We start from the raw sequence: 20,369 nt of genomic DNA on the forward strand, positions 1-20,369 counted from the left end.
TGAGGCGCTAACATCCCGTTCCGGAGCCGACACGTTACGGAGGCGGTCGATGTTCCGGCCCACCGCACACCCGGTCCTGGCCGCCCTGGTCACCATTGTCGCCGCCGCAGTGCCGGCCGCACCGGCGGCGGCCCGGGCGCCGTCGGGGTGTGCTTCGCCACCGGCGCCGGCCCGCCCCGTCGCGGCCACCCCGTGGCCCCAGCAACGGTACGCGCCGGACCGGCTCAGCCCGCTCGCCGACGGCACGGGGGTGGTCGTCGCGGTGATCGACTCGGGCGTGGACCGTACCCACCCGCAGTTGGCCGGGCGGGTGCTCGACGGGGCCGACTTCCTCGACCGGGGCGGCGACGGCACCCGGGACTGCGCCGGACACGGCACCGGGGTGGCGAGCATCATCGCGGCGCGCAGCCGCCCCGGCGTGGCGTTCCGGGGGCTCGCCCCCGGTGCCCGCATCCTGCCGGTACGGGTCAGCGAGCAGCAGGTCGTCGAGGGCCGGGAGTCGGGGCGGACGGTCGGCGCGGCCGGCTTCGCCCGGGCCGTCCGCTGGGCGGTGGACCACGACGCCGACGTCCTCAACCTCTCCGTCGTGCTGTACGCGGACGACCCGGCGGTCCGGGACGCGATCGCCTACGCGGTACGCCGGGACGTGGTGGTCGTGGCCGCGGTCGGCAACCTGCACGACGGCGGTGACCCCCGGCCGTACCCGGCCGCGTACGACGGGGTGCTCGGGGTGGGCGCGATCGGGGCGGACGGCACCCGCGCCCCGTTCTCCCAGACCGGCCCGTACGTGGACCTGGTGGCCCCGGGCAGCGACGTGCTGATGGCCGCGCCCGGGCAGGGCCACCAGCGGGCGGAGGGGACGAGCTACGCGACGCCGTTCGTGGCCGCCACCGCGGCCCTGCTGCGGCAGTACCGCCCGGAGCTGAGCGCCGCCGAGGTCGCCGGGCGGATCGTGGCCGGCACGGATCCGGCACCGGGACGCGGCGACGGATACGGCGCCGGGGTGCTGAACCCGTACCGGGCCGTCGTCGAGTCGCCCGGTCCGGTGGCCGCCCGGCCGGAGCAGCGGGCCGCGCTGGCGGTGGAGCGGCCCGATCCGGCCGGGGCGGCGCAGCGGACGCGACGGCTGGCGGCCCGGGACCGGGCGCTGCTGGTGGCGGGCGTGACCGGCGCGGCAGCCACCGTCGTGGCGCTGCTGGCGGTGGTGCTGCCTCGGGGCGCCCGCCGCCGCTGGCGCCCCGCCGACCCCGCCTGACCCACCCACCCGGTCACCCGCCGCCGCGCCCGCCGGCTGATCAAGAGGTTTGCGTCCGGCTGTCCGCGCACGGCGACGCAAACCCCTTGATCAGCTCAACCACGCCGGGCCGGGCGCCGCCGGGGTCACTGGAACAGGTTGGCGTTGCGCTTCTCGGTGTCGAGGTAGTCGGCCGCGGAGTCCTCCACCGCCAGCTTGATGTCGCGCAGCATGGCCTGGAGGTCCTGCGAGGCGGCCCGCCACCGGGACTGGCGCTGCTCGTACGCCTCGCGGGCCGCGCCGGACCAGCTCGCCACCAGCGGCGCGGCGTCCCGCTCGAGCTGCCCGAGCTGGCTGTCGAGGGTGTTCAACGCCTTCTGGATGTCCGCGCCGGCCTGTTGCAGCGCGGCGAAGTTCACGACCAGCACACCGTGGTCCATCGGATCCGTCCTCTCGTCGTCAGAGCGGCAGCTGGATGCCGCGGTTGGTCCCGCTCACCCGGGTGGCGGCGTCGGCGTCCGAGACGTCGTACTGCGTCCCGGCGGTGCGGATCGCGTTCGCGGTCTCCCGCAGGGCCCGCTGCAACGCCGCCTGATCCTGCACCCACTGCTGCTTGACCTGCTCGAACGAACGGCCGCCGGCGCCACGCCAGGCCTGCTGCAACACCTCCAGCTCGGCCATCAGGCCGCTGAGCATCGTCTGCAACGACTGATCCACCTGCTCGAACTTCGCGGCGGTCTGCTGCATCACCGCGGCTTCTGCCTGGGTCTGGGACACCCCGGACGTCACCTCGTCTCCTCGGTCGTGGCTGGCCGCCGGAACGACCACCGTGGACGCCGCCGGAGCGCGCGACCGGAAACGGGGGGCGGGGACGGGCGCGCTCGGCGGAACTCGTCGCTGACGGTAGCCGCCCGACTCCGGTTCTGCTACCCCCTGGGCCTCCCCTGTGGACAATGACCGCTTACGATGAGCCACGGCAACGTCACGCGGCGGACCCGGGAGGAGGCGCGGTGACGGCGACGGCGACCGGGCGCCCGGCACCGGCGACTCCCCACCCACCACCACGGGGGCCGCGCCCCGCGTCCGTCGTACGGGCCGGTCAGGTGGTGGCGGCACAGGTGGCGGTCGCCGCGCTGGTGGCGGCCGCCGGCCGGGGCGTGCCGGTGACCGCGGCGGCCCTGCTGCTGGCGATCCTGCTGCTGCCCGGGGCCTGGGTCCGCTGGCGCGGCCGGTGGCTCCATGAATGGCTGCTGGTCGGCCTGAGGCACCTGACCCGGCGGCGCGCCCTGCCAGCCGCCGCGGGGCCGGCCGCGCTGCTGGAGCTGGTGGCCCCGGGATCGTCGGTGCACGCCGCCGAGCTGGCCGGCACCCCCGCCGCGGTGCTGGACGACCCGGCCGGGATCACCGCGCTGGTCGAGATCGGTGAGCCCGCCGACCTGCTCGGCGACGGCCCGCGAGCCCTGCCCGCGCCGCTCTCGCTGCTGGCTCCACCCGGGCCGCAGAGCCCACCGGCACGGCTCCAACTTTTGCTCTCCGCCTCGCCCGCCCCGGCACCGGCGGCCGGGGCCGGCACGGCCGGCACGTCCTACCGGCAGCTGACCGACGGCCGGCTGGCGGGACGGGTCCGGGCGGTGCTCGCCGTCCGGATGCTCCGCGTCGACGGCTGGTCGGACGAGGAGCTGCGGCGGGCGCTCGCCGGCGCGGTCCGCCGGATCGTCCGCCGGCTCGGTCCGCTGGCCGGCCGCCCGCTGGGCGGGCCGGCGGCGCTGCGGGTGGTCGCCGAACTGGCCCACCACGACGTCGGGGCGCCGGTCCGCGAGTCCTGGCCGGCCGTGACGGCGGGCGGGCTCGTCCAGGTCACCTACCGGCTGCGGCGGTGGCCGGAACCGCGTACCGACGCGGGCCGGCGGTTGGTGCCCCGGCTGCTGGCGCTGCCGGCCACCGCCACCACCGTCGCACTCTGCGTCGGTCCGCGCGCCGGCACCGACACCGCGCCGGTTCCGGCGGAGCTGACCGTACGCCTGGCCGCCTGGACCGGTCCGGAGCTGGCCGTGGCCGAGCGGGCCCTGCGCCGGCTCGTCGGCGATCTGGGCGCGGAGGTCCGCCGGCTCGACGGCGAGCACCTGGCGGGGCTGACCGCCACCCTGCCGCTGGCCGTGGCACCGGGCGGCCAGGAGGTGGCCGGCGCGGAGCTGAACGGGCTGGAGCTGTCGGTCGGCGAGTCCGGGCTGATGGTCGGGGCCAACCGGCACGGCGGCGCGGTCACCGTACGCCTCTTCGGCCCCGGCACGACCCGGCTGCTGCTGGTCGGCGGGGTGCGCGCCGCGCAACTCCTGGCACTGCGCGCGCTGGCGCTCGGCGCCCGGGTGGTGGTGCAGACGGCCCGGCCGCGGGCGTGGGAGCCGTTCGTCCGCGGGGTGGGCGCGCCGGGCGGCGCGGTGCCGCTGATCCCGCCCGGACGTCCGGTGGGCGGCGCGCCGGGTTCGCCGCTGCAACCGCTGCTGCTGGTGGTCGACGCCGGCCCGGTGCCGGCGGAGGTCGGGCCGGCGGCGGCCTGGCAGTCCGTCCTGGTGGTCCGGGACGAGCTGACCCCGGTGGACTCGGCGACGCTGGCCCGCGCCGATCTGGCGATCCTGCAGCCGCTGGATCCGGCCGAGGCGGCGCTGGCCGGCACCGCGCTCGGCCTCGGCGGCTCGGCGGAGTGGCTGACCCGGATCCGCGACGACATGGTGGCCGTGGTCAACCGGCGGGCGCTGCGCTGGGCACTGCTCTCCCCGACGCCGATCGAATCGCAGCTGGTCGGTCGGCCGAGTCGCCGCTGAGTTGATCGACACGGGTTCCCGCGGGTCGCCGCGGCATGGCACGATCCCCGCCATGGGTTTTCTGAAGGGCCTTCTGATCCGGCTCGCCTCGACCGCGGTGGCCTTCTGGCTCGCCACGCTGCTCATCCCGGGCATCAAGCTGGACTCGGACTCGGCCACCGACACGGTGATCACGCTGGTGCTGGTCGCGGCGATCTTCGGTGTGGTCAACGCCGTGCTCCAGCCGATCATCAAGACCGTGGGCTGCGGCTTCTACCTGCTGACCCTCGGCCTGATCGCGCTGGTGGTGAACGGCCTGCTGTTCCTGCTCACCAGCTGGATCGCCGGTGAGGCGGGACTGCCGTTCCACGTGGACAACTTCTGGCCGGCCGCGGTGCTGGGCGCGCTCTTCGTCGGCATCGTGACCTGGATCCTCGGCGCGATCCTCGACCGCGACTGACGCCCGGCAGCTGGGACGCCCGGCGACCGCCGCCGGCCGGGCCCGGCGGCGGTCCACAATCGCCGAGCATGGAGCAGGGAGTGGGCTACGAGATCCGGCCGGGGACGAGCGGTGACGTCGAGGCGGTGCTCGCCTTCTGGCGGTACGCGGCCGAGGACACCGACCGGCACGACAGCGCGGAGGCGGTGCGGCTGCTGCTCGCACGCGACCCGGAGGCGCTGTTGCTGGCGGTGGACCAGGGCGTGCTGGTGGGCTCGCTGATCGCCGGCTGGGACGGCTGGCGGGCCCACCTCTACCGCTTCGCCGTGCACCCGGACCGCCGCCGGCAGGGCATCGGCCGCGCCCTGCTGGCCGCTGCCGAGCGGCGGCTCGCCCGGCTCGGCGGCCGGCGTGCCGACGCCATGGTGCTCGACGACAACGAGCTGGGCCGGCGGGCCTGGGCGGCGGCCGGCTACCGGGAGCAGCCGCAGTGCCACCGCTGGGTCAAGCCGCTGCCGGCCTGAGCCGCCGGGAGGCCAGCGGGCGGGAATTGGCTGGCGAGGAGTCCGGGAGCCGGCGGTAGCGTCGGTCGGGTGTTCACCCTGACCCGCCCCGACGGCTATCAGCTCAGCACCGACCCGGCCCGGCTCGACCTGGACCGGGTGCACCGGTGGCTCTCCACCGACGCGTACTGGGCGCTCGGCCGGGACCGGGACACGGTCGAGCGCGCCTTCGCCGGCTCGATCGGCTTCGGGGTCTACCGGCCGGCGGACGGGCGGCAGGTGGCGGTGGCCCGGGTGGTCACCGACCGGGCGACCTTCGCCTGGCTCTGCGACGTGTACGTGGACCGGGGCGAGCGGGGTCGCGGCCTGGGCACCTGGCTGGCCGGTGCGGTTCGCGACCACCTGGCCGAGCTGGGCGTACGCCGGATCCTGCTGGCCACGGCCGACGCCCACGGGGTGTACGCGAAGGTCGGCTTCGGCCCGGTCGAAACGGACCGCTGGATGCAGCTCGACCAGCGGGTGAGCCAGGTCACTGGAAAGGAGCAACACGCCTCTTCACCACTTACGGTGGAGGCGTGAACCAGACCCGCCTCGGCTACCTGTACGGCTTCGGCGCGTACCTCATCTGGGGTTTCTTCCCGATCTACCTGAAGCTGCTCCGGCCGGCCGGGCCGGTGGAGATCCTGGCGCACCGGATCGTCTGGTCGGTGGTCTTCGTCGCCCTCGTGCTGGCCGCGCTGCGCAACATCGGTTTCCTGCGCGCCCTGGCCCGCCGGCCCCGCGCGCTGGCCGGCATCACCGCGGCGGCCGCGCTGATCGCGGTCAACTGGGGCACCTACATCTACGGGGTGAACTCCGACCGGGTGGTGGAGACCGCTCTCGGCTACTTCATCAACCCCCTGGTCATCGTGCTGATCGGGGTCTTCCTGCTGCACGAGCGGCTGCGCCCGGCGCAGTGGGTGGCGCTCGGCATCGGCGGGGTGGCGGTGGCGGTGCTGACCGTCGACTACGGCCGGCTGCCCTACCTGGCGCTCACCCTGGCGTTCAGCTTCGCCGGCTACGGGCTGGTCAAGAAGCGGCTCGGGCTGCCGGCCGCGGAGGGCCTCTTCGTCGAGTCGGCGGTGCTGGCATTGCCCGCACTGGGCTACCTGGCCTGGCTGACCCGCCAGGGCACGTCCACCTTCGGTCACGTCTCCGTCGGGCACACGCTGCTGCTGGTGCTGGCCGGCGCGGTCACCGCGATCCCGCTGCTGCTTTTCGCCGGGGCGGCGAACCGGTTGCCGCTCTCCACCCTCGGCATGCTGCAGTACGTCGGCCCGATCCTCCAGCTCGGCTGCGGCGTGCTGATCTACCACGAGCCCATGCCACCGGCCCGGCTGGCGGGTTTCGCCCTGGTCTGGCTCGCCCTGGTGGTCTTCACCACCGACGCCGTCCGCCAGGCCCGCCGCACCCGCGCCACGGCCCGCGCCGCCGCTGCGGCCCCCGCCCCGGTCGGCTGAGGCTCACCGGAGGTCGTAGGCGAGGACCGGGGTGTCGTCGGCGCGGAGCAGTTCCAGGCCGACCAGCTCGCCGCGGGTGAAGTGGGTGACGCCGGTGAAACGGAGGTCGTCGCCGGGGGCGGCCAGCCACGAGCCGATCTGCTCCGTCGCGCCGTCCGGGCCGTGCGCCACCAACCGGAAGGTGTACGCCTCGCGGTGACCGGCCCGGCGGTCGTACCCGCAGTGCATGGTGACCTCGGTGCCCCACGCGGTGTCGGTCAGTCCGATCTCGGCGTGCACCGGCACGCTGCCCGCCACCGGACGCATGGCGACCAGTGGCACCTGCGGCGACGGCGGGGCGGCCGGCGGCCGGAGCTGGGCCGCCCCCAGGCCGGCCAGCACGGCGAGCACGGCCGCGGCGAGCGCGGTCAACGCGTACCGCCGCCGCGACCGGGACCGCTCGCGGCGCCGCCGCTGCCGGGCGGCGTCGAGCAGCGCGGGCACCCGGGAGGCCTCCGGGCCGACCTCCAGGAACTGCTCCAGCCCGGCCGGGTCGAGCCGGCCGAGCAGGCCGGGCAGGACGGCGATCTCGGCGACCGCCTCCCGGCAGGCGGCACAGCCGGCCAGGTGCCGCTCGTAGGCGGCCCGCTCGGCAGGGGCGAGGGCCCCCAGCACGTACGCGCCGTCGTCGTGCGCGAACTCGCAGCGGGTCATCCGGTCACCCCCATCTCGGCCAGGGCCAACCGTAGTGACCGCAGCGCGTAGTGGGTGCGGGACTTGACCGTGCCCGGCGGTACGCCGAGCCGGGCGGCCGCCTCCGCCACCGACCGCCCCTGGTAGAAGCACTCCACCAGCACCTCCCGATGGGTGGGGCTGAGCCGGTTCAGCGCCTCGGCCACCGTCCACGCCTCCACCGCGCGCTCCGCTTCGTCGACCGTCTCGGCAGGTTCGGGCAGCTCGTCGGTGTAGATTTCGCCGACCCGGGTGGACCGGCGCCGCCAGGCGTCGATGGCCAGGTTCCGGGCGGTGGTGAACAGCCAGGCGCGGACGGAGCCGCGCCGGGGATCCAGCGACTCCGGGTGCCGCCAGGCCCGGAGCAGCGTCTCCTGCACCAGGTCCTCGGCGCGCGACCGGTCACCGTTGACCAGCCGGAGGGCGTGCGCGAAGAGCGCGTCGGCGTGCTCGTCGTGCAACGCGCGCAGCAGTTGGGCGTCGTGGTCGCTGATGGCGGATACCTCGCTTCCGGCGGCGAGACCAGCGATGCGTTCGCTCATCCATACGTGCCGTGACGCCGAACGGTTCAGCCGCAGGTCACGCCGCAGCTGTTCACGTCCGGTTCAGCTCCGTGCCGGCGGCCGCTCATCGCGCCCTGGCAGCGTCCGGCCGGTACGCGCGCCGACGCCCGGGCGCGCCACCGACGTCCGATCGGGAGGCCCCACCCATGACTGAACGTCCCCGGCTGCTTCCGCTGCTCGGCGCGCCCCGGCACGGTACCCGCGATGCGATGACCTGCCAATACCGGTGCGGCAACGCCTGCGACCACCCGGTGCCCAACACCTCGGCGAACCCGTACTTCGGCGACCTGGTCGAGGCCGAGGTGTCCCGCCGCGGGGTGGTCCGCGCGGGCGCCGTCGGCGCCCTGGTGCTCGGCTTCGGCGGCACCGTCGCCGGCGCGCTGGCCGGTGCCGCGGCGGCGGCCGCGCCGACCGGCGGGATGGGCAACGGCGCGCTGACCTTCCGGCCGATCCCGCCGAACAAGCTCGACACGCTGGTGGTGCCGAACGGGTACGACCACGCCGTCGTCATCAAGTGGGGCGACCCGGTGGTGCCCGGCGCCCCCGAGTTCGACCTCCATCACCAGACCGCCGCGGCCCAGGCCCGGCAGTTCGGCTACAACAACGACTTCGTCGGGGTGCTGCCGATCGACCGGAAGCGGGCGCTGCTCGTGGTCAACCACGAGTACACCAACGAGGACCTGATGTTCCCCGGCTTCACCGGCCAGGACGCGCTCTCGGTGGAGCAGCTGCGGGTGGCCATGGCCGCCCACGGGATGTCCGTGGTGGAGCTGGAGCGGGTGGCCGGCACCGGACAGTGGCGGCCGGTGAGTCACGGCCGGCGGCCGTACAACCGGCGGGTCACCGCGCTGGCCACCACGTTCGAGCTGACCGGACCGGCCGCCGGCTCGGCCTGGCTGCGCACCGCCGCCGACCCGACGGGCCGTACGGTGGTCGGCACGCTGAACAACTGCGCCGGCGGGGTCACCCCGTGGGGCACCGTGCTCTCCGGCGAGGAGAACTTCAACCAGTACTTCGTCGGCGGCGACGGCGCGCCCGAGGAGCTGAAGCCGAAGCTGGCCCGGTACGGCATCCCCACCGACGTGCGCTACCCGAGCGGCAGCCGCAAGTGGGACCGCGCCGACGAGCGCTTCGACCTGGCGAAGCATCCCAACGAGGCGCACCGCTTCGGCTGGATTGTGGAGATCGACCCGTTCGACCCGGAGAGCCGCCCGCGCAAGCACACCGCGCTGGGCCGGTTCAAGCACGAGGGCGCCAACGTCATCGTGGCCGGGAACGGGCACGTGGTGGCCTACCTGGGCGACGACGAGCGGTTCGACTACCTGTACAAGTTCGTCTCGGACAAGAAGTTCATGCCCGGCGGCTCCTGGGTGGCCCGGAAGCACAACCGCACCCTGCTGGAGTCCGGCACGCTCTACGTGGCGGCACTGGCCGGCAACAGCGCCGGCGAGATCGACGGCACCGGCAAGCTCCCCTCCGACGGGGCGTTCGACGGGCGCGGCCGGTGGATCAGGCTGGTCAGCGGCAACCGCTCGTACGTCGACGGGATGACCGCCGCGGACGTGCTCACCTTCACCCGGCTCGCCGCCGACCGGGTCGGCGCGACCAAGATGGACCGGCCGGAGGACGTCGAGCCCAGCCAGCTCACCGGCAAGGTGTACGTGGCGCTGACCAACAACACCGACCGGGGCAAGGCCGGCAAGGCCGCCGCCGACGAGGCGAACCCGCGCAACCTCAACAAGCACGGGCAGATCCTGGAGCTGGTCGAGGACCGGGGGGACCACACCGGCGAGAGTTTCGCCTGGTCGCTGCCGATCGTCTGCGGCGACCCGGCCGACCCGTCGACCCACTTCGCCGGGTACGACAAGGCCAAGGTCTCGCCGATCTCCTGCCCGGACAACGTCGCCTTCGACGCCACCGGCAACCTCTGGATCGCCACCGACGGCAACGCGCTGGGCAGCAACGACGGCCTCTTCGCCACCGCGATCGAAGGCCCGGAACGGGGTCACCTGAAGCAGTTCCTCACCGTGCCGGTGGGCGCGGAGACCTGCGGCCCGTTCATCACCCGGGACAACCGGTCGGTCTTCGTCGCCGTCCAGCACCCGGGCGAGATCACCGGCGCGTCGGTGGAGAACCCGGTGTCCACCTGGCCCGACGGCGACTTCGCCAAGCCCGGCGTGGTGGTGACCTGGCGCGTCAACGGCGGCCCGGTCGGCAGCTGACGTTCCCCCTGGCGGTCCGGCGCTGGACCGCCCCCGAGGGCCCCTTCCCCGCCCGGGAAGGGGCCCTCCGGCGCTTCCGATCCCGGCCGCGGACGCGGATTGCGGCATCTCGCCGTATCGGCGCGGCTCGACGGCCCGGTCTGCCGCAACTCGTCGCCGGGCAGGCCGGACCGAACCGGCCGCGGCGTCAGGGCTCGGCGGCGATGCCGTCGGCGATCGTCCGGGCGGCGGTGAGCAGCTTGGCCCGGACCACCCGGGCGGAGGTCATCATCTCGCTGGCCGGCAGGGCGCAGGCGAGCACCACCCGGCGCTCGATGTCCTTGTCCGGGGTGACCAGCACCGCCGCACAGGCCACACCCTGCCGGAACTGGCCCAGCTCCAACTGCATCCCGCGCCGGTCGCCCGCGGCCAGGTCCGCCTCGAACGCCTCGGTCGTGGTCAGGGTGGCGCTGGTGAACGGGCGCATGCCGTACTCGCGCAGGTACCGGAAGCGCTGCTCGGCGGTGAGGGTGGCCAGCAGGCTCTTGCCGAGGGCGGTGGCGTGCGCGCCCTCGTCGAAGCCCGGCACCAGGTCCTCGAGGTAAGGCGAGCGCGGCCCCTCGGCGACGGCGGTGACCGCCACCTGACCCCCGACGAACCGCCCGAGGTAGTGGCTCCAGCCGGTGTCCACGGCGGCCCGCCGCAGCGACTCCCCGACCGCCGGCGGCCCCCGGAACGCGGTCACCAGCTCCCGGTACCGGTCGGCCACCTCCAGCCCGACGATGTACGTGCCGTCCTCCCGCCGGATCACGTAGCCCTCGTAGGCCAGGGTGCGGACGAGGTGGTAGGTGGTGGCCACGGTCAGCTCGCAGCGGCGGGCGATCTGCTTGACGGTGAGTCCCCTCGGCGCACGGCCGACCGACTCGAGCACTCGAAGCGCGCGGGAGACACTGCGGATCAGGTCCGAAGGTTCCGCCAAGGGGTCGCGCACAACCACCTCCGCCGCCGGGGACTTACACCATATGAAAAACAGGCCGAGTGCGAAATGCCTGTTCGGATCGAGGATGCCAGATCACCGGGCGCGGGCCGTGCACCGACAGACGCGATCAGCTGCCAAAACGTGTCCGGCGTAGGTTTGCCTGACGATGACCGACACCGCGTTGCACCCCTCGCCTCCCGCGGCCCGGCGTACCGTCCGGGTCAGCGCGGGCGCCATCGCCACCACGATCGCCCGCGTCCTGCCCGTCTTCCTGGTCGGCGGGCTCGCCGTGCAGATGGGCCATGACCTGCACTTCTCCCCCGCCGGCCTGGGTCTGGCCGTCTCGGTGTACTTCGGGATCAGCGCCCTCGCCTCGGTGCCCTCCGGCGCGCTCGTGGAGCGCTACGGCAGCGCCCTGGTGGCCCGCGCGGGCATCCTGCTCTCCGCCGGCTCGCTGCTGGCCGTGGCGGCACTGGCCCGGTCGTACCCGGTGCTGGTCGCGCTGCTCGGGCTCAGCGCCGCCGCGAACGCGCTCGGCCAGCTGGCCAGCAACGCCGCCCTGGCCCGGCACGTCCCCACCCACCGGCAGGGCCTCTCGTTCGGGGTGAAGCAGGCCGCCATCCCGGTCTCCACGCTGCTGGCCGGTGCGGCGGTGCCCACCATCGCACTGACCGCCGGCTGGCGCTGGGCGTTCGTGGCCGCCGCCGGGCGGCCCTGGCCGCACTGCCGGCCGTACCGACGCCGGAGCGTGCCGCAGCGCGGCGCCCGGCGCCCCGACGGGCCGGACGGGCGACGGTGGCGCTGGTCGTGGTCGGCCTGGCCGCCACCTTGGCCGCCGCCGCCGCGAACGCGCTGGGCACCTTCGTGGTGGACTCCGCGGCCGGCCGGGGGCTCTCCCCGGCGCTGGCCGGCCTCACCCTGACCCTGGGCAGCGCGGTCTGCGTGGCGGCCCGGGTGGGCACCGGCTGGCTCGCCGACCGCCGGGAGAGCGGGCACGTGGCGCTGATCGCCGGCATGCTCCTGGTCGGCGCGCTCGGGTTGGTCCTGCTCGCGCTGACCGGCCCGGGGCCGCTGGTCGCCGGCGTGGTGCTCGGCTTCGGCCTCGGCTGGGCGTGGCCCGGCCTGCTGAACTTCGCGGTGGTTCGGCTGCACCCGCAGGCCCCGGCCGCGGCCACCTCGATCACCCAGACCGGGGTTTACGCGGGCGGCTGCCTCGGCCCGCTGGCCCTCGGAACCGTCGCCCACACCCTCGGCTACCCCACCATGTGGTCCACGGCGGCCGCCGCCATGCTCGCCGCCGCCGCCCTCATGCTCCTCGGCGCCCGCCTCCTCACCCGCCCCTGAACCCGCGCCCACTTCGTTGATCATGAACTTAGCGGCACTGGACGAGATCGACATCGCCGTCAACTTCATGATCGACCACGAAGGGCCGGGGTGGGGGTGGGGGTGGGGGTGGGGGGTTAGCTGGTGCGGTCGGCGATGTGGTCGCAGAGGGATTCGAGGGCGCGGCGGGACGGGATCCGCGGCAGCGGGGCGAGTCGCGCGCGGGCGTCCTCGGCGTAGCTGCGAACGGTCTCCCGGGCGCGCTTGAGGGCCGGGGACTCCCGGAGCAGGCCGAGCGCCTCGGCGTGCAGCGCGTCGTCGACCAGCGGGCCGGTGGCCAGGATCTCCCGGAGCCGCACGCTGGCGGCGTCCGAGTCGTCCGAGCCCAGCGCGTAGAGCACCGGCAGGGTCGGCACCCCCTCGCGCAGGTCGGTGCCGGGGGTCTTGCCGGACTGGTCCGACTCGCTGGCGATGTCGAGCAGGTCGTCGGAGAGCTGGAAGGCCACCCCGATGGTCTCGCCGTACCCGGCCAGGGCCTCGACGTGCTCGGGGGACGCACCGCCGAACATGCCGCCGAAGCGGGCCGAGGTGGCGATCAGCGAGCCGGTCTTCTCGGCGATGACGTGCAGGTAGTGCGCGACCGGGTCGGTGCCGCGCGGGCCGACCGTCTCGGCGATCTGCCCGTGCACCAGTCGGGCGAAGGTGCGCGCCTGGAGGCGTACCGCCTCGGGGCCCAGCTCGGCCGCGATGTCCGCGGCCCGGGCGAAGAGGTAGTCGCCGACCAGGATGGCGACCGAGTTGGTCCAGCGGGAGTTGGCGCTCGGGGCACCCCGGCGCACCGCGGCCTCGTCCATGACGTCGTCGTGGTAGAGCGTCGCCAGGTGCGTGAGCTCCATCACCACGGCGGCCGGTACGACCTGGTCGTCGGTCGGGTCGCCGAACTGGGCGCCGAGGGCGACCAGAAGCGGACGGAACCGCTTGCCGCCGGCCTCGACCAGATGGCGGGCCGCCTCGGTGACCAGTGGGTCGGCGCTGGCCACGCTGGCCCGCAGGTCGGTCTCGACCCGCTCCAGGATGTCCAGCACGGATGCCTCGACGCGCGGATCGGCGAGGTGCAGGCCGAGCGCGCCGAACTGACCCGTGCCCTCCGGGCCCGGACCACCGCCGGGGCCGGTGGCACCTGAACGCTCGCCAGCCGGAATCACGCCTCCAACCATGCCACACCCGTTCGACCTGCCCGATGAGGGGGATACGACCGGGGGCCGGTACGCAACGCGTACCGGCCCCCGGCGGGAACGACCTGAAGTCATCGGACGAATTCGGCGGCACCGTTGGCCAGGTCGAGCAGCGGCGCCGGGGCGACACCCAGGACCAGCGTGGCGAGCACGCCGATGACCAGGGCCGCCGAGGTGAGCGCGCCCGGCACGGTGACCGTCGGGGTGGCGTCCCCGGGCTCGGAGAGCCACATCATCACCACGACCCGCAGGTACGGGAAGGCCAGCACCATGCTGGTCAGCACGCCGGCGATCACCAGCCAGGCCTGGTTCGCGTCCAGCGCCGGGGCGAAGATCGCGAACTTGCTGGTGAACCCGCTGGTCAGCGGGATACCGGCGAAGGCCAGCAGGATGAAGGTGAAGATCGCCGCGAAGAACGGCGAACGCCGCCCCAGCCCGGCCCAGCGGGACAGGTGGGTGGCCTCGCCGTCGGCGTCCCGGACCAGGGTCACCACGGCGAACGCGGCGATCACCGAGAAGCCGTACGCGACCAGGTAGAACATCGTGCCGGAGAGCCCGTCCTTGCTCGGTGCCAGCACGCCCACCAGCAGGTAGCCGGCGTTCGCGATGGACGAGTAGGCCAGCAGCCGCTTGATGTCCGTCTGGGTCACCGCCAGCACCGCGCCGACCAGCATGGTCAGCACCGCCACCGCGCCGAGCACCGGGGTGAAGTCCCAGGAGGCCCCGGAGAAGGCGACGTGGAAGACCCGCAGCAGGGCGCCGAAGGCCGCCACCTTGGTGCAGGCGGCCATGAAGCCGGTAACGGGGGTCGGCGCGCCCTGGTAAACGTCCGGCGTCCAGACGTGGAACGGCGCGGCGGCGGCCTTGAAGAGCAGGCCGATGGCGAGCAGCGCCATGCCGGCGAAGAGCAGCGTCCGGCTGGCCGGGGAGTCGGCCACCGCCGCGTGGATGGTGGCGAAGTCGACGCCGGCCGTCCGGCCCGGGATGCCCGAGGTGAAGCCATAGATCAGCGCCACACCGAACAGGAAGAACGCCGAGGAGTACGCGCCGAGCAGGAAGTACTTCATCGCCGCTTCCTGGCTCAGCAGCCGCCGGCGGCGGGCCAGCGCGCAGAGCAGGTAGAGCGGCAGCGAGAAGACCTCGAGCGCGATGAACATGGTGAGCAGGTCGTTCGCCGCCACGAAGATCAGCATGCCGCCGATCGCGAAGGTGGCCAGCGGGTACACCTCGGTGGTGCCGCCCGCCCCCTCGGCCTGCCGCCGGTCGTCGGGCGACTCCGCGGTGACCGCGGCGTGGGCCACGAAGGCCCCGCCCCGCTCCACCGAGCGCTCCCCGATCAGCAGCAGGGCCATCGTGGCCAGGATCAGGATCGCGCCCTGCAGGAAGAGCGCCGGCCCGTCCACGGCGATGGCCTGGCCGGCGGTGAGCAGCCGGTCGTCGGCGTTGAGGATCACCATGGTCAGCGCCGAGAGCACCGCCAGCAGGGCGAGCGCGAGCTGCACCCCGTTACGCAGGCGGCGGGGCACGAACGCTTCGACCAGGACGCCGACCAGCGCGGCGCCCAACAGGATCAGGATGGGAGCCAGCGCCGCGTAGTCGAGCGACGGTAGCTTCAGTTCACTCACTTCGCGGCCTCCTGGACGGTGCCGACCGCCGGCGCGGGGTCGGTCCGACCCACGTCCTGCATGGTCGCCTTGACGGCGGGGTTGATGACATCGGTGACCGGCTTCGGATAGAAGCCGAGCAGCACGATGAGCGCGATCAGCGGGGCGACCACGATCTTCTCGCGCAGGGTCAGGTCACGGCGCATGCCGTCGACCTCGGTGAGGGTCGGGTTGAGGGTGCCCTGGGTGGTCCGCTGGATCATCCACAGCACGTACGCCGCGGCCAGGATGATGCCGAGCGTGGCGATCACCGCGACCGGCTTGTTGGTGGTGAACGTGCCGATCAGCACCAGGAACTCCGAGACGAACGGCGCGGTGCCGGGCAGCGCCAGCGAGGCGAGACCGGCGAAGAAGAGCACCCCGGCCAGCAGCGGAACCAGCTTGCCCGCGCCACCGAAGTCGCTGATCAGCGCCGAGCCGCGGCGGGCGATCAGCATGCCCACCACCAGGAAGAGCAGGCCGGTGGCCAGCCCGTGGTTGAGCATGTAGAGCACCGCGCCGGTGCCGGCCTGGGTGGTGAAGGCGAAGATGCCGACCCCGATGAAGCCGAAGTGCGCGATCGAGGTGTACGACACCAGCCGCTTGAGGTCGTTCTGCCCGACCGCCAGCAGCGCGGCGTAGATGATGCCGATCACGCCGAGCGCCAGCGCCCACGGGGCGAACCACCGCGACGCCTCGGGGAAGAGCGGCAGGCAGTACCGCAGGATCCCGAAGGTGCCGACCTTGTCCAGCACGCCGACCAGCAGCGCCGCCGCGCCGGCCGGGGCCGCGCCACCGGCGTCCGGCAGCCAGGTGTGGAACGGGAAGAACGGCGCCTTGATCGCGAACGCGAGGAAGAAACCGAGGAAGAGCCAGCGGGCGGTGTCCGTGGCGAACTCCGCCTGGCTCAGCGCCTGCCAGTCGAAGGTCTTCCCGCCGACCACCCAGAGGCCGATCACCGCGGCGAGCATGAACAGACCGCCGACCAGCGAGTAGAGGAAGAACTTCACCGCCGCGTACTGCCGCTGGTGGCCGCCGTAGCTGCCGATGAGGAAGTACATCGGCACCAGCATGACCTCGAAGAACACGTAGAACAGGAAGACGTCGGCGGCCGCGAAGACGCCGATCATCGTGCACTCGAGGACGAGCAGCAGCGCGAAGTAGACCGGCACCGAGCGCTTGGACTGCTCGGCGTCGTGCCAGGACGCGAGGATCACCAGCGGCACCAGGATCGCGATCAGCATCAGCATGACCAGCGCGATGCCGTCCACCTCGAAGGTGAAGTTCACGCCCCAGTTCGGGATCCAGGCGTACGACTCGCGGAACTGGAACCGGTCACCGTCGGCCTGGAAGGCGATCCACATGATCACCGACAGCACCAGCACCAGCAGCGACCAGCCGAACGCCACCAGTTTGGCCAGGTCCGGCCGGCGACGCGGCAGCAGGGCCACGACCAGGGCGCCGACCAGCGGTGCCACGGTCAGCACCGAGAGGAACGGGAAGTTGGACATTATTCGGCCTTACCTCCGTCGTGACTGCGTGGCCCGCCGGCGGGGGCGGCCGCGTTCAGGTCGATCACGCCAGCCACCCCGCCTGCACCGCCAGGAACGCCGCCACCACGAGCAGCGCGCCGGTCAGGATCGAGGTCGCGTACGACCGCACGAAGCCGGTCTGCAGCCGCCGGAGCCGCCCGGAGCCCCCGCCCACCGCAGCGGCGAGGCCGTTGACCAGCCCGTCGACGCCCCGGTTGTCGAGGAAGACCAGCGCCCGGGTGAGGAAGATGCCCGGCTTCTCGAAGACCGCCTCGTTGAAGGCGTCGGTGTAGAGGTTGCGGCGGGCGGCGGTGACCAGCACGCCGGCCGGCTGCGGCTCGGTGGCCGTGCCGTTGCGGAACAGGAACCAGGCCAGCCCGGCGCCGAGCACCGTCACCAGCAGCGAGAGCGTGGTGAGCAGCCAGTGCGCGAGCACCGGCTCGTGCTCCGCGTGCTCGCCGCCCAGGCCGGCGGTGGCGGTCAGCCAGTCCGGCACCGAGGTGGCGAGCAGGAAGCCGGCCACGACCGAACCGATCGCCAGCAGAACCAGCGGGACCGTCATCAGCTTCGGCGACTCGTGCGGGTGCTCGATGTCCTCGGTCCACCGCTTCGGGCCGTGGAAGGTGAGCACGAAGAGCCGGGTCATGTAGAACGCGGTCAGCCCGGCGCCCAGCAGCGCCGCCATGCCGAAGAGCCAGGCGGTCCAGCCCTCCCGCTCGAACGCGGCCACGATGATCGGCTCCTTGGAGAAGAAGCCGGAGAACGGGAACATGCCGATGATGGCCAGCCAGCCCATCATGAAGGTCAGCCAGGTGACCTTCATGTACTTCGACAGGTTGCCGAAGCGGCGGATGTCCACCTGGTCGTTCATGCCGTGCATCACCGAGCCGGCGCCGAGGAACATGTTGGCCTTGAAGAAGCCGTGCGCCAGCAGGTGCACGATGGCCAGCGCGTACGCCGCGCCGCCGAGGCCGACGCCGAGGAACATGTAGCCGATCTGGCTCACCGTGGACCAGGCCAGGACCCGCTTGATGTCGTCCTTGGCCGCGCCGATGAGGCAGCCCATCAGCAGGGTGATCGCGCCGACGCTGACCACCACCAGCTGCAGGGTGCTGTTGGCCGAGAAGATCGGGTTCGACCGGGCGATCAGGTAGACGCCCGCGGTGACCATGGTGGCCGCGTGGATGAGCGCGGAGACCGGGGTCGGGCCCTCCATCGCGTCCGGCAGCCACGCCTGCAGCGGGAACTGGCCGGACTTGCCGGTCGCGCCGAGCAGCAGCAGCAGGCCGAGCACCAGCACGGTGGTCTGGCTGAGTGCCCCGACCCCGTTGAACACGTCCTCGTACTGGGTGCTGCCGAGCTGCGCGAAGAGGACGAAGATGCCGATGGCCAGGCCGGCGTCACCGACCCGGTTCATCAGGAACGCCTTCTTGCCGGCGGTGGCCGCGCTCGGCCGCCCGTACCAGAAGGAGATCAGCAGGTACGACGCCAGACCGACGCCCTCCCAGCCGAAGTAGAGCATCACGTAGTTGTTGCCGAGCACCAGCAGCAGCATCGCGGCGACGAACAGGTTGAAGTACCCGAAGAACCGCCGCCGGCCCTCGTCGTGCGCCATGTACTCCACCGCGTACAGGTGGATCAGGAAACCCACCCCGGTGATCAGCAGGACGAAGACCGCGGCCAGCGGGTCGAAGAGCAGACCGAAGTCCACCTTCAGATCGCCGGCCGTGATGAACTGCCAGAGGCTCAGCTGGACCTGCTTGTTCTCCAGGCCGCGGAGCTGGAAGAAGTAGGTCAGGCCGAGCACGAAGGCGGCGCCGATGGCCGCCACGCCGAGCCAGTGGCCCCACCGGTCGGCCCGCCGGCCGAGCAGCAGCAGGATCGCCGCGCTGACCAGCGGGATGGCCACCAGCAGCCAGACGCTGCCCAGCATCCCGTTCGCCGTCGCGAAATGCACAGTCTCTTCCACCGTCGGCCCCTCAGTACTTCAGCAGGTTGGCGTCGTCGACGCTGGCCGAGCGCCGGGTCCGGAAGATCGACATGATGATCGCGAGTCCGACCACCACCTCGGCCGCGGCCACCACCATCACGAAGAACGCCATGATCTGGCCGTTCAGGTCGCCGTTGATCCGGCTGAAGGTGACCAGCGTCAGGTTCGCCGCGTTGAGCATCAGCTCGACGCACATGAACAGGACGATCGCGTTGCGCCGGACCAGCACCCCGACCGCGCCGATGGTGAAGAGCACCGCGGCGAGGACCAGGTAGTAGTTCGGCTCGACCGAGAAGAAGCTGCTCATTTCTTTTCCGTCCCCTTCAGGGAGGTTTCCTCGGCGGTCAGCTCCCGCGCCGGCAGGATCTCCGGGATGCTCCGCTCACTCAGCTTGCCGTCGGGCAGCCGGGCCGGCGTGGCCACCGAGCTCGAGGTGGCGAAGACACCCGGGCCGGGCTTCGGGCCCGGGTAGTTGCCGGGGCGGAACCGGGCCTTCATGGTGGCGATCTGGTCCATCCGGTCCGCCTTGCGCCGCTCGACGTGCGCCAGCACCATCGCGCCGACGGCCGCCGTGATCAGCAGCGCCGAGGTCAGCTCGAAGGCGAAGACGTACTTGGTGAAGAGCAGCCGGGCGATGCCCTGCACGTTGCCCTCGCCGTTCGGCTTGTCCAGGCCGACCGCCCGGACGCCGTCCAGCGCCCGGTACAGGCCCGTGCCGACCAGCCCGGCGAAGCCGAGGGCCAGCACGATCGCCGCCGTACGCTGCCCGCGCAGCGTCTCGATCAGCGAGTCGGAGGAGTCCCGGCCGACCAGCATCAGCACGAACAGGAAGAGCATCATGATCGCGCCGGTATAGACGATGATCTGCACCATGCCGATGAACGGCCCCGCCTGGAGGACGTAGAACACGCCCAGGCAGAGCATGGTCAGCACCAGCCAGAGCGCCGAGTGCACCGCGTTGCGGGCCCACACCATGCCGATCGCGCCGATCAGGGCGAGCGGGGCGAGAATCCAGAAGGTCACCGCCTCGCCGCCGCCGACCGAGGCCGCCTCGGCGAGCACCGTCTGCGTGGTCATGCCGTGTCTCCCTTGCCTGCCGCCGCCCGCTGGGCCGCCTGCTCGGCGCCCGGGAACGTCACGCCGGGGTGCTCGTCCACCTGGTACCGGCCGGGCCCCATCGGCGAACGCTCGGCGCCGGCCGAGGTACCCGGGTTGGTCAGGCCGCCGACGTAGTAGTCCTTCTCGCTCTCGCCCAGCCGCATCGGGTGCGGCGGCTGCTCCATCCCGGGCAGCAGCGGCGCGAGCAGCTGCTCCTTGGTGAAGATCAGATCCTGCCGGTTGTCCCGGGCCAGCTCGTACTCGTTGCTCATGGTGAGCGAACGGGTCGGGCAGGCCTCGATGCAGAGCCCGCAGAAGATGCAGCGGGCGTAGTTGATCTGGTAGACGCTGGCGTACCGCTCGCCCGGGGAGAAGCGCTGCTCCTCGGAGTTGTCGCCACCCTCCACGTAGATCGCGTCGGCCGGGCAGGCCCAGGCGCACAGCTCGCAGCCGATGCACTTCTCCAGCCCGTCGGGGTGCCGGTTGAGGATGTGCCGCCCGTGGTAGCGCGGCGCCGAGACCGGCGGCTTGAACGGGTAGTCGGTGGTGACGACCTTCCTGAACATGTGCGAGAAGGTGACCCCGAAGCCCTTGAACGTTCCGGTGATCGCGCCCACG

21 protein-coding genes are annotated in these 20,369 nt (G+C 73.0%); 9 read left to right on the forward strand and 12 right to left on the reverse strand.

Translation table 11 applies throughout. From position 1 onward, the window contains the following. Positions 1-49: 49 nt before the first annotated feature. Positions 50-1,255, forward strand: a complete 1,206-nt coding sequence (gene mycP, locus EFE23_RS00550; protein ID WP_123238851.1) for a type VII secretion-associated serine protease mycosin — start codon at positions 50-52, stop codon at positions 1,253-1,255. Positions 1,256-1,380: 125 nt separating this feature from the next. Here the strand turns inward: mycP and EFE23_RS00555 are convergent, their stop codons facing one another. Both EFE23_RS00555 and EFE23_RS00560 read right to left on the reverse strand, forming a co-directional pair. Next, positions 1,381-1,674 (reverse strand): WXG100 family type VII secretion target, encoded by a 294-nt coding sequence (locus tag EFE23_RS00555; protein ID WP_123238852.1) that lies wholly within the window; start codon positions 1,672-1,674, stop codon positions 1,381-1,383. A 19-nt stretch (positions 1,675-1,693) separates the two neighbouring features. Then, positions 1,694-2,011: a WXG100 family type VII secretion target gene (locus tag EFE23_RS00560; protein WP_123238921.1), complete on the reverse strand. Its 318-nt coding sequence runs from the start codon at positions 2,009-2,011 to the stop codon at positions 1,694-1,696. Between the two features lie 176 nt (positions 2,012-2,187). On the opposite strand from EFE23_RS00560, the gene eccE reads away from it, so the two are divergent. The 5 genes from eccE (at position 2,188) to rarD (ending at position 6,476) form a co-directional block, all read left to right on the forward strand. Beyond that, entirely contained in the window at positions 2,188-4,056 is a 1,869-nt protein-coding gene (gene eccE / locus EFE23_RS00565; RefSeq protein WP_123238853.1) for a type VII secretion protein EccE, read from the forward strand. 52 nt (positions 4,057-4,108) lie between these two features. Further along, a complete protein-coding gene (locus tag EFE23_RS00570) occupies positions 4,109-4,495 on the forward strand; it encodes a phage holin family protein (RefSeq protein ID WP_123238854.1) in 387 nt (128 codons plus the stop codon). A 68-nt stretch (positions 4,496-4,563) separates the two neighbouring features. Then, complete coding sequence (locus EFE23_RS00575) at positions 4,564-4,998, forward strand: GNAT family N-acetyltransferase (protein ID WP_123238855.1); 435 nt, start codon at positions 4,564-4,566, stop codon at positions 4,996-4,998. A 69-nt stretch (positions 4,999-5,067) separates the two neighbouring features. Further along, positions 5,068-5,556, forward strand: a complete 489-nt coding sequence (locus EFE23_RS00580; RefSeq protein ID WP_123238856.1) for a GNAT family N-acetyltransferase — start codon at positions 5,068-5,070, stop codon at positions 5,554-5,556. Next, complete coding sequence (gene rarD / locus EFE23_RS00585; RefSeq protein ID WP_123238857.1) at positions 5,553-6,476, forward strand: EamA family transporter RarD; 924 nt, start codon at positions 5,553-5,555, stop codon at positions 6,474-6,476. Before EFE23_RS00580 ends, rarD begins: the two co-directional genes overlap by 4 nt. Before the next feature lie 3 nt (positions 6,477-6,479). Here the strand turns inward: rarD and EFE23_RS00590 are convergent, their stop codons facing one another. Continuing rightward, positions 6,480-7,169, reverse strand: coding sequence for an anti-sigma factor family protein (locus EFE23_RS00590; RefSeq protein ID WP_123238858.1), 690 nt, complete (start codon positions 7,167-7,169; stop codon positions 6,480-6,482). Then, the gene (locus EFE23_RS00595) at positions 7,166-7,660 is read right to left on the reverse strand and encodes a sigma-70 family RNA polymerase sigma factor (RefSeq protein WP_233600800.1); all 495 of its coding nucleotides are present in this window, start codon (positions 7,658-7,660) and stop codon (positions 7,166-7,168) included. The genes EFE23_RS00590 and EFE23_RS00595 overlap by 4 nt, the downstream gene beginning before the upstream one ends. Positions 7,661-7,896: 236 nt before the next feature. Here EFE23_RS00595 and EFE23_RS00600 point away from each other — a divergent pair, with 236 nt between their 5' ends. After that, positions 7,897-9,972: a PhoX family protein gene (locus EFE23_RS00600; protein ID WP_123238859.1), complete on the forward strand. Its 2,076-nt coding sequence runs from the start codon at positions 7,897-7,899 to the stop codon at positions 9,970-9,972. Between the two features lie 187 nt (positions 9,973-10,159). Here the strand turns inward: EFE23_RS00600 and EFE23_RS00605 are convergent, their stop codons facing one another. Next, on the reverse strand, positions 10,160-10,942 hold the full coding sequence (locus EFE23_RS00605; RefSeq protein WP_123238860.1) for an IclR family transcriptional regulator: 783 nt from the start codon (positions 10,940-10,942) through the stop codon (positions 10,160-10,162). Between the two features lie 154 nt (positions 10,943-11,096). On the opposite strand from EFE23_RS00605, the gene EFE23_RS28700 reads away from it, so the two are divergent. Beyond that, positions 11,097-11,852 carry an MFS transporter gene (locus EFE23_RS28700; protein ID WP_233600794.1) on the forward strand — a complete coding sequence of 252 codons (756 nt, stop codon included), beginning with the start codon at positions 11,097-11,099 and terminating at the stop codon, positions 11,850-11,852. After that, positions 11,738-12,274 carry an MFS transporter gene (locus tag EFE23_RS28705; protein ID WP_369410316.1) on the forward strand — a complete coding sequence of 179 codons (537 nt, stop codon included), beginning with the start codon at positions 11,738-11,740 and terminating at the stop codon, positions 12,272-12,274. The genes EFE23_RS28700 and EFE23_RS28705 overlap by 115 nt, the downstream gene beginning before the upstream one ends. A 116-nt stretch (positions 12,275-12,390) precedes the next feature. Here the strand turns inward: EFE23_RS28705 and EFE23_RS00615 are convergent, their stop codons facing one another. The 7 genes from EFE23_RS00615 to nuoI all read right to left on the reverse strand — a co-directional run bounded on the left by EFE23_RS00615 (position 12,391) and on the right by nuoI (position 20,368). Further along, positions 12,391-13,470 (reverse strand): polyprenyl synthetase family protein, encoded by a 1,080-nt coding sequence (locus EFE23_RS00615; protein ID WP_123238861.1) that lies wholly within the window; start codon positions 13,468-13,470, stop codon positions 12,391-12,393. 89 nt (positions 13,471-13,559) lie between these two features. Continuing rightward, positions 13,560-15,113 carry an NADH-quinone oxidoreductase subunit NuoN gene (gene nuoN / locus EFE23_RS00620; RefSeq protein WP_123238862.1) on the reverse strand — a complete coding sequence of 518 codons (1,554 nt, stop codon included), beginning with the start codon at positions 15,111-15,113 and terminating at the stop codon, positions 13,560-13,562. After that, a complete protein-coding gene (locus tag EFE23_RS00625; RefSeq protein ID WP_123238863.1) occupies positions 15,110-16,642 on the reverse strand; it encodes an NADH-quinone oxidoreductase subunit M in 1,533 nt (510 codons plus the stop codon). The genes nuoN and EFE23_RS00625 overlap by 4 nt, the downstream gene beginning before the upstream one ends. 64 nt (positions 16,643-16,706) lie before the next feature. Beyond that, positions 16,707-18,596: an NADH-quinone oxidoreductase subunit L gene (gene nuoL / locus EFE23_RS00630; protein ID WP_204335161.1), complete on the reverse strand. Its 1,890-nt coding sequence runs from the start codon at positions 18,594-18,596 to the stop codon at positions 16,707-16,709. Positions 18,597-18,642: 46 nt separating this feature from the next. Continuing rightward, positions 18,643-18,960, reverse strand: coding sequence for an NADH-quinone oxidoreductase subunit NuoK (nuoK, locus tag EFE23_RS00635; protein WP_123238865.1), 318 nt, complete (start codon positions 18,958-18,960; stop codon positions 18,643-18,645). Next, entirely contained in the window at positions 18,957-19,730 is a 774-nt protein-coding gene (locus EFE23_RS00640) for an NADH-quinone oxidoreductase subunit J (RefSeq protein WP_123238866.1), read from the reverse strand. The genes nuoK and EFE23_RS00640 overlap by 4 nt, the downstream gene beginning before the upstream one ends. Then, positions 19,727-20,368: an NADH-quinone oxidoreductase subunit NuoI gene (nuoI, locus tag EFE23_RS00645; RefSeq protein WP_123238867.1), complete on the reverse strand. Its 642-nt coding sequence runs from the start codon at positions 20,366-20,368 to the stop codon at positions 19,727-19,729. The genes EFE23_RS00640 and nuoI overlap by 4 nt, the downstream gene beginning before the upstream one ends. Position 20,369 lies beyond the last annotated feature (1 nt).

It is taken from the genome of Micromonospora solifontis, assembly GCF_003725545.1.
Lineage (GTDB): Bacteria > Actinomycetota > Actinomycetes > Mycobacteriales > Micromonosporaceae > Micromonospora > Micromonospora solifontis.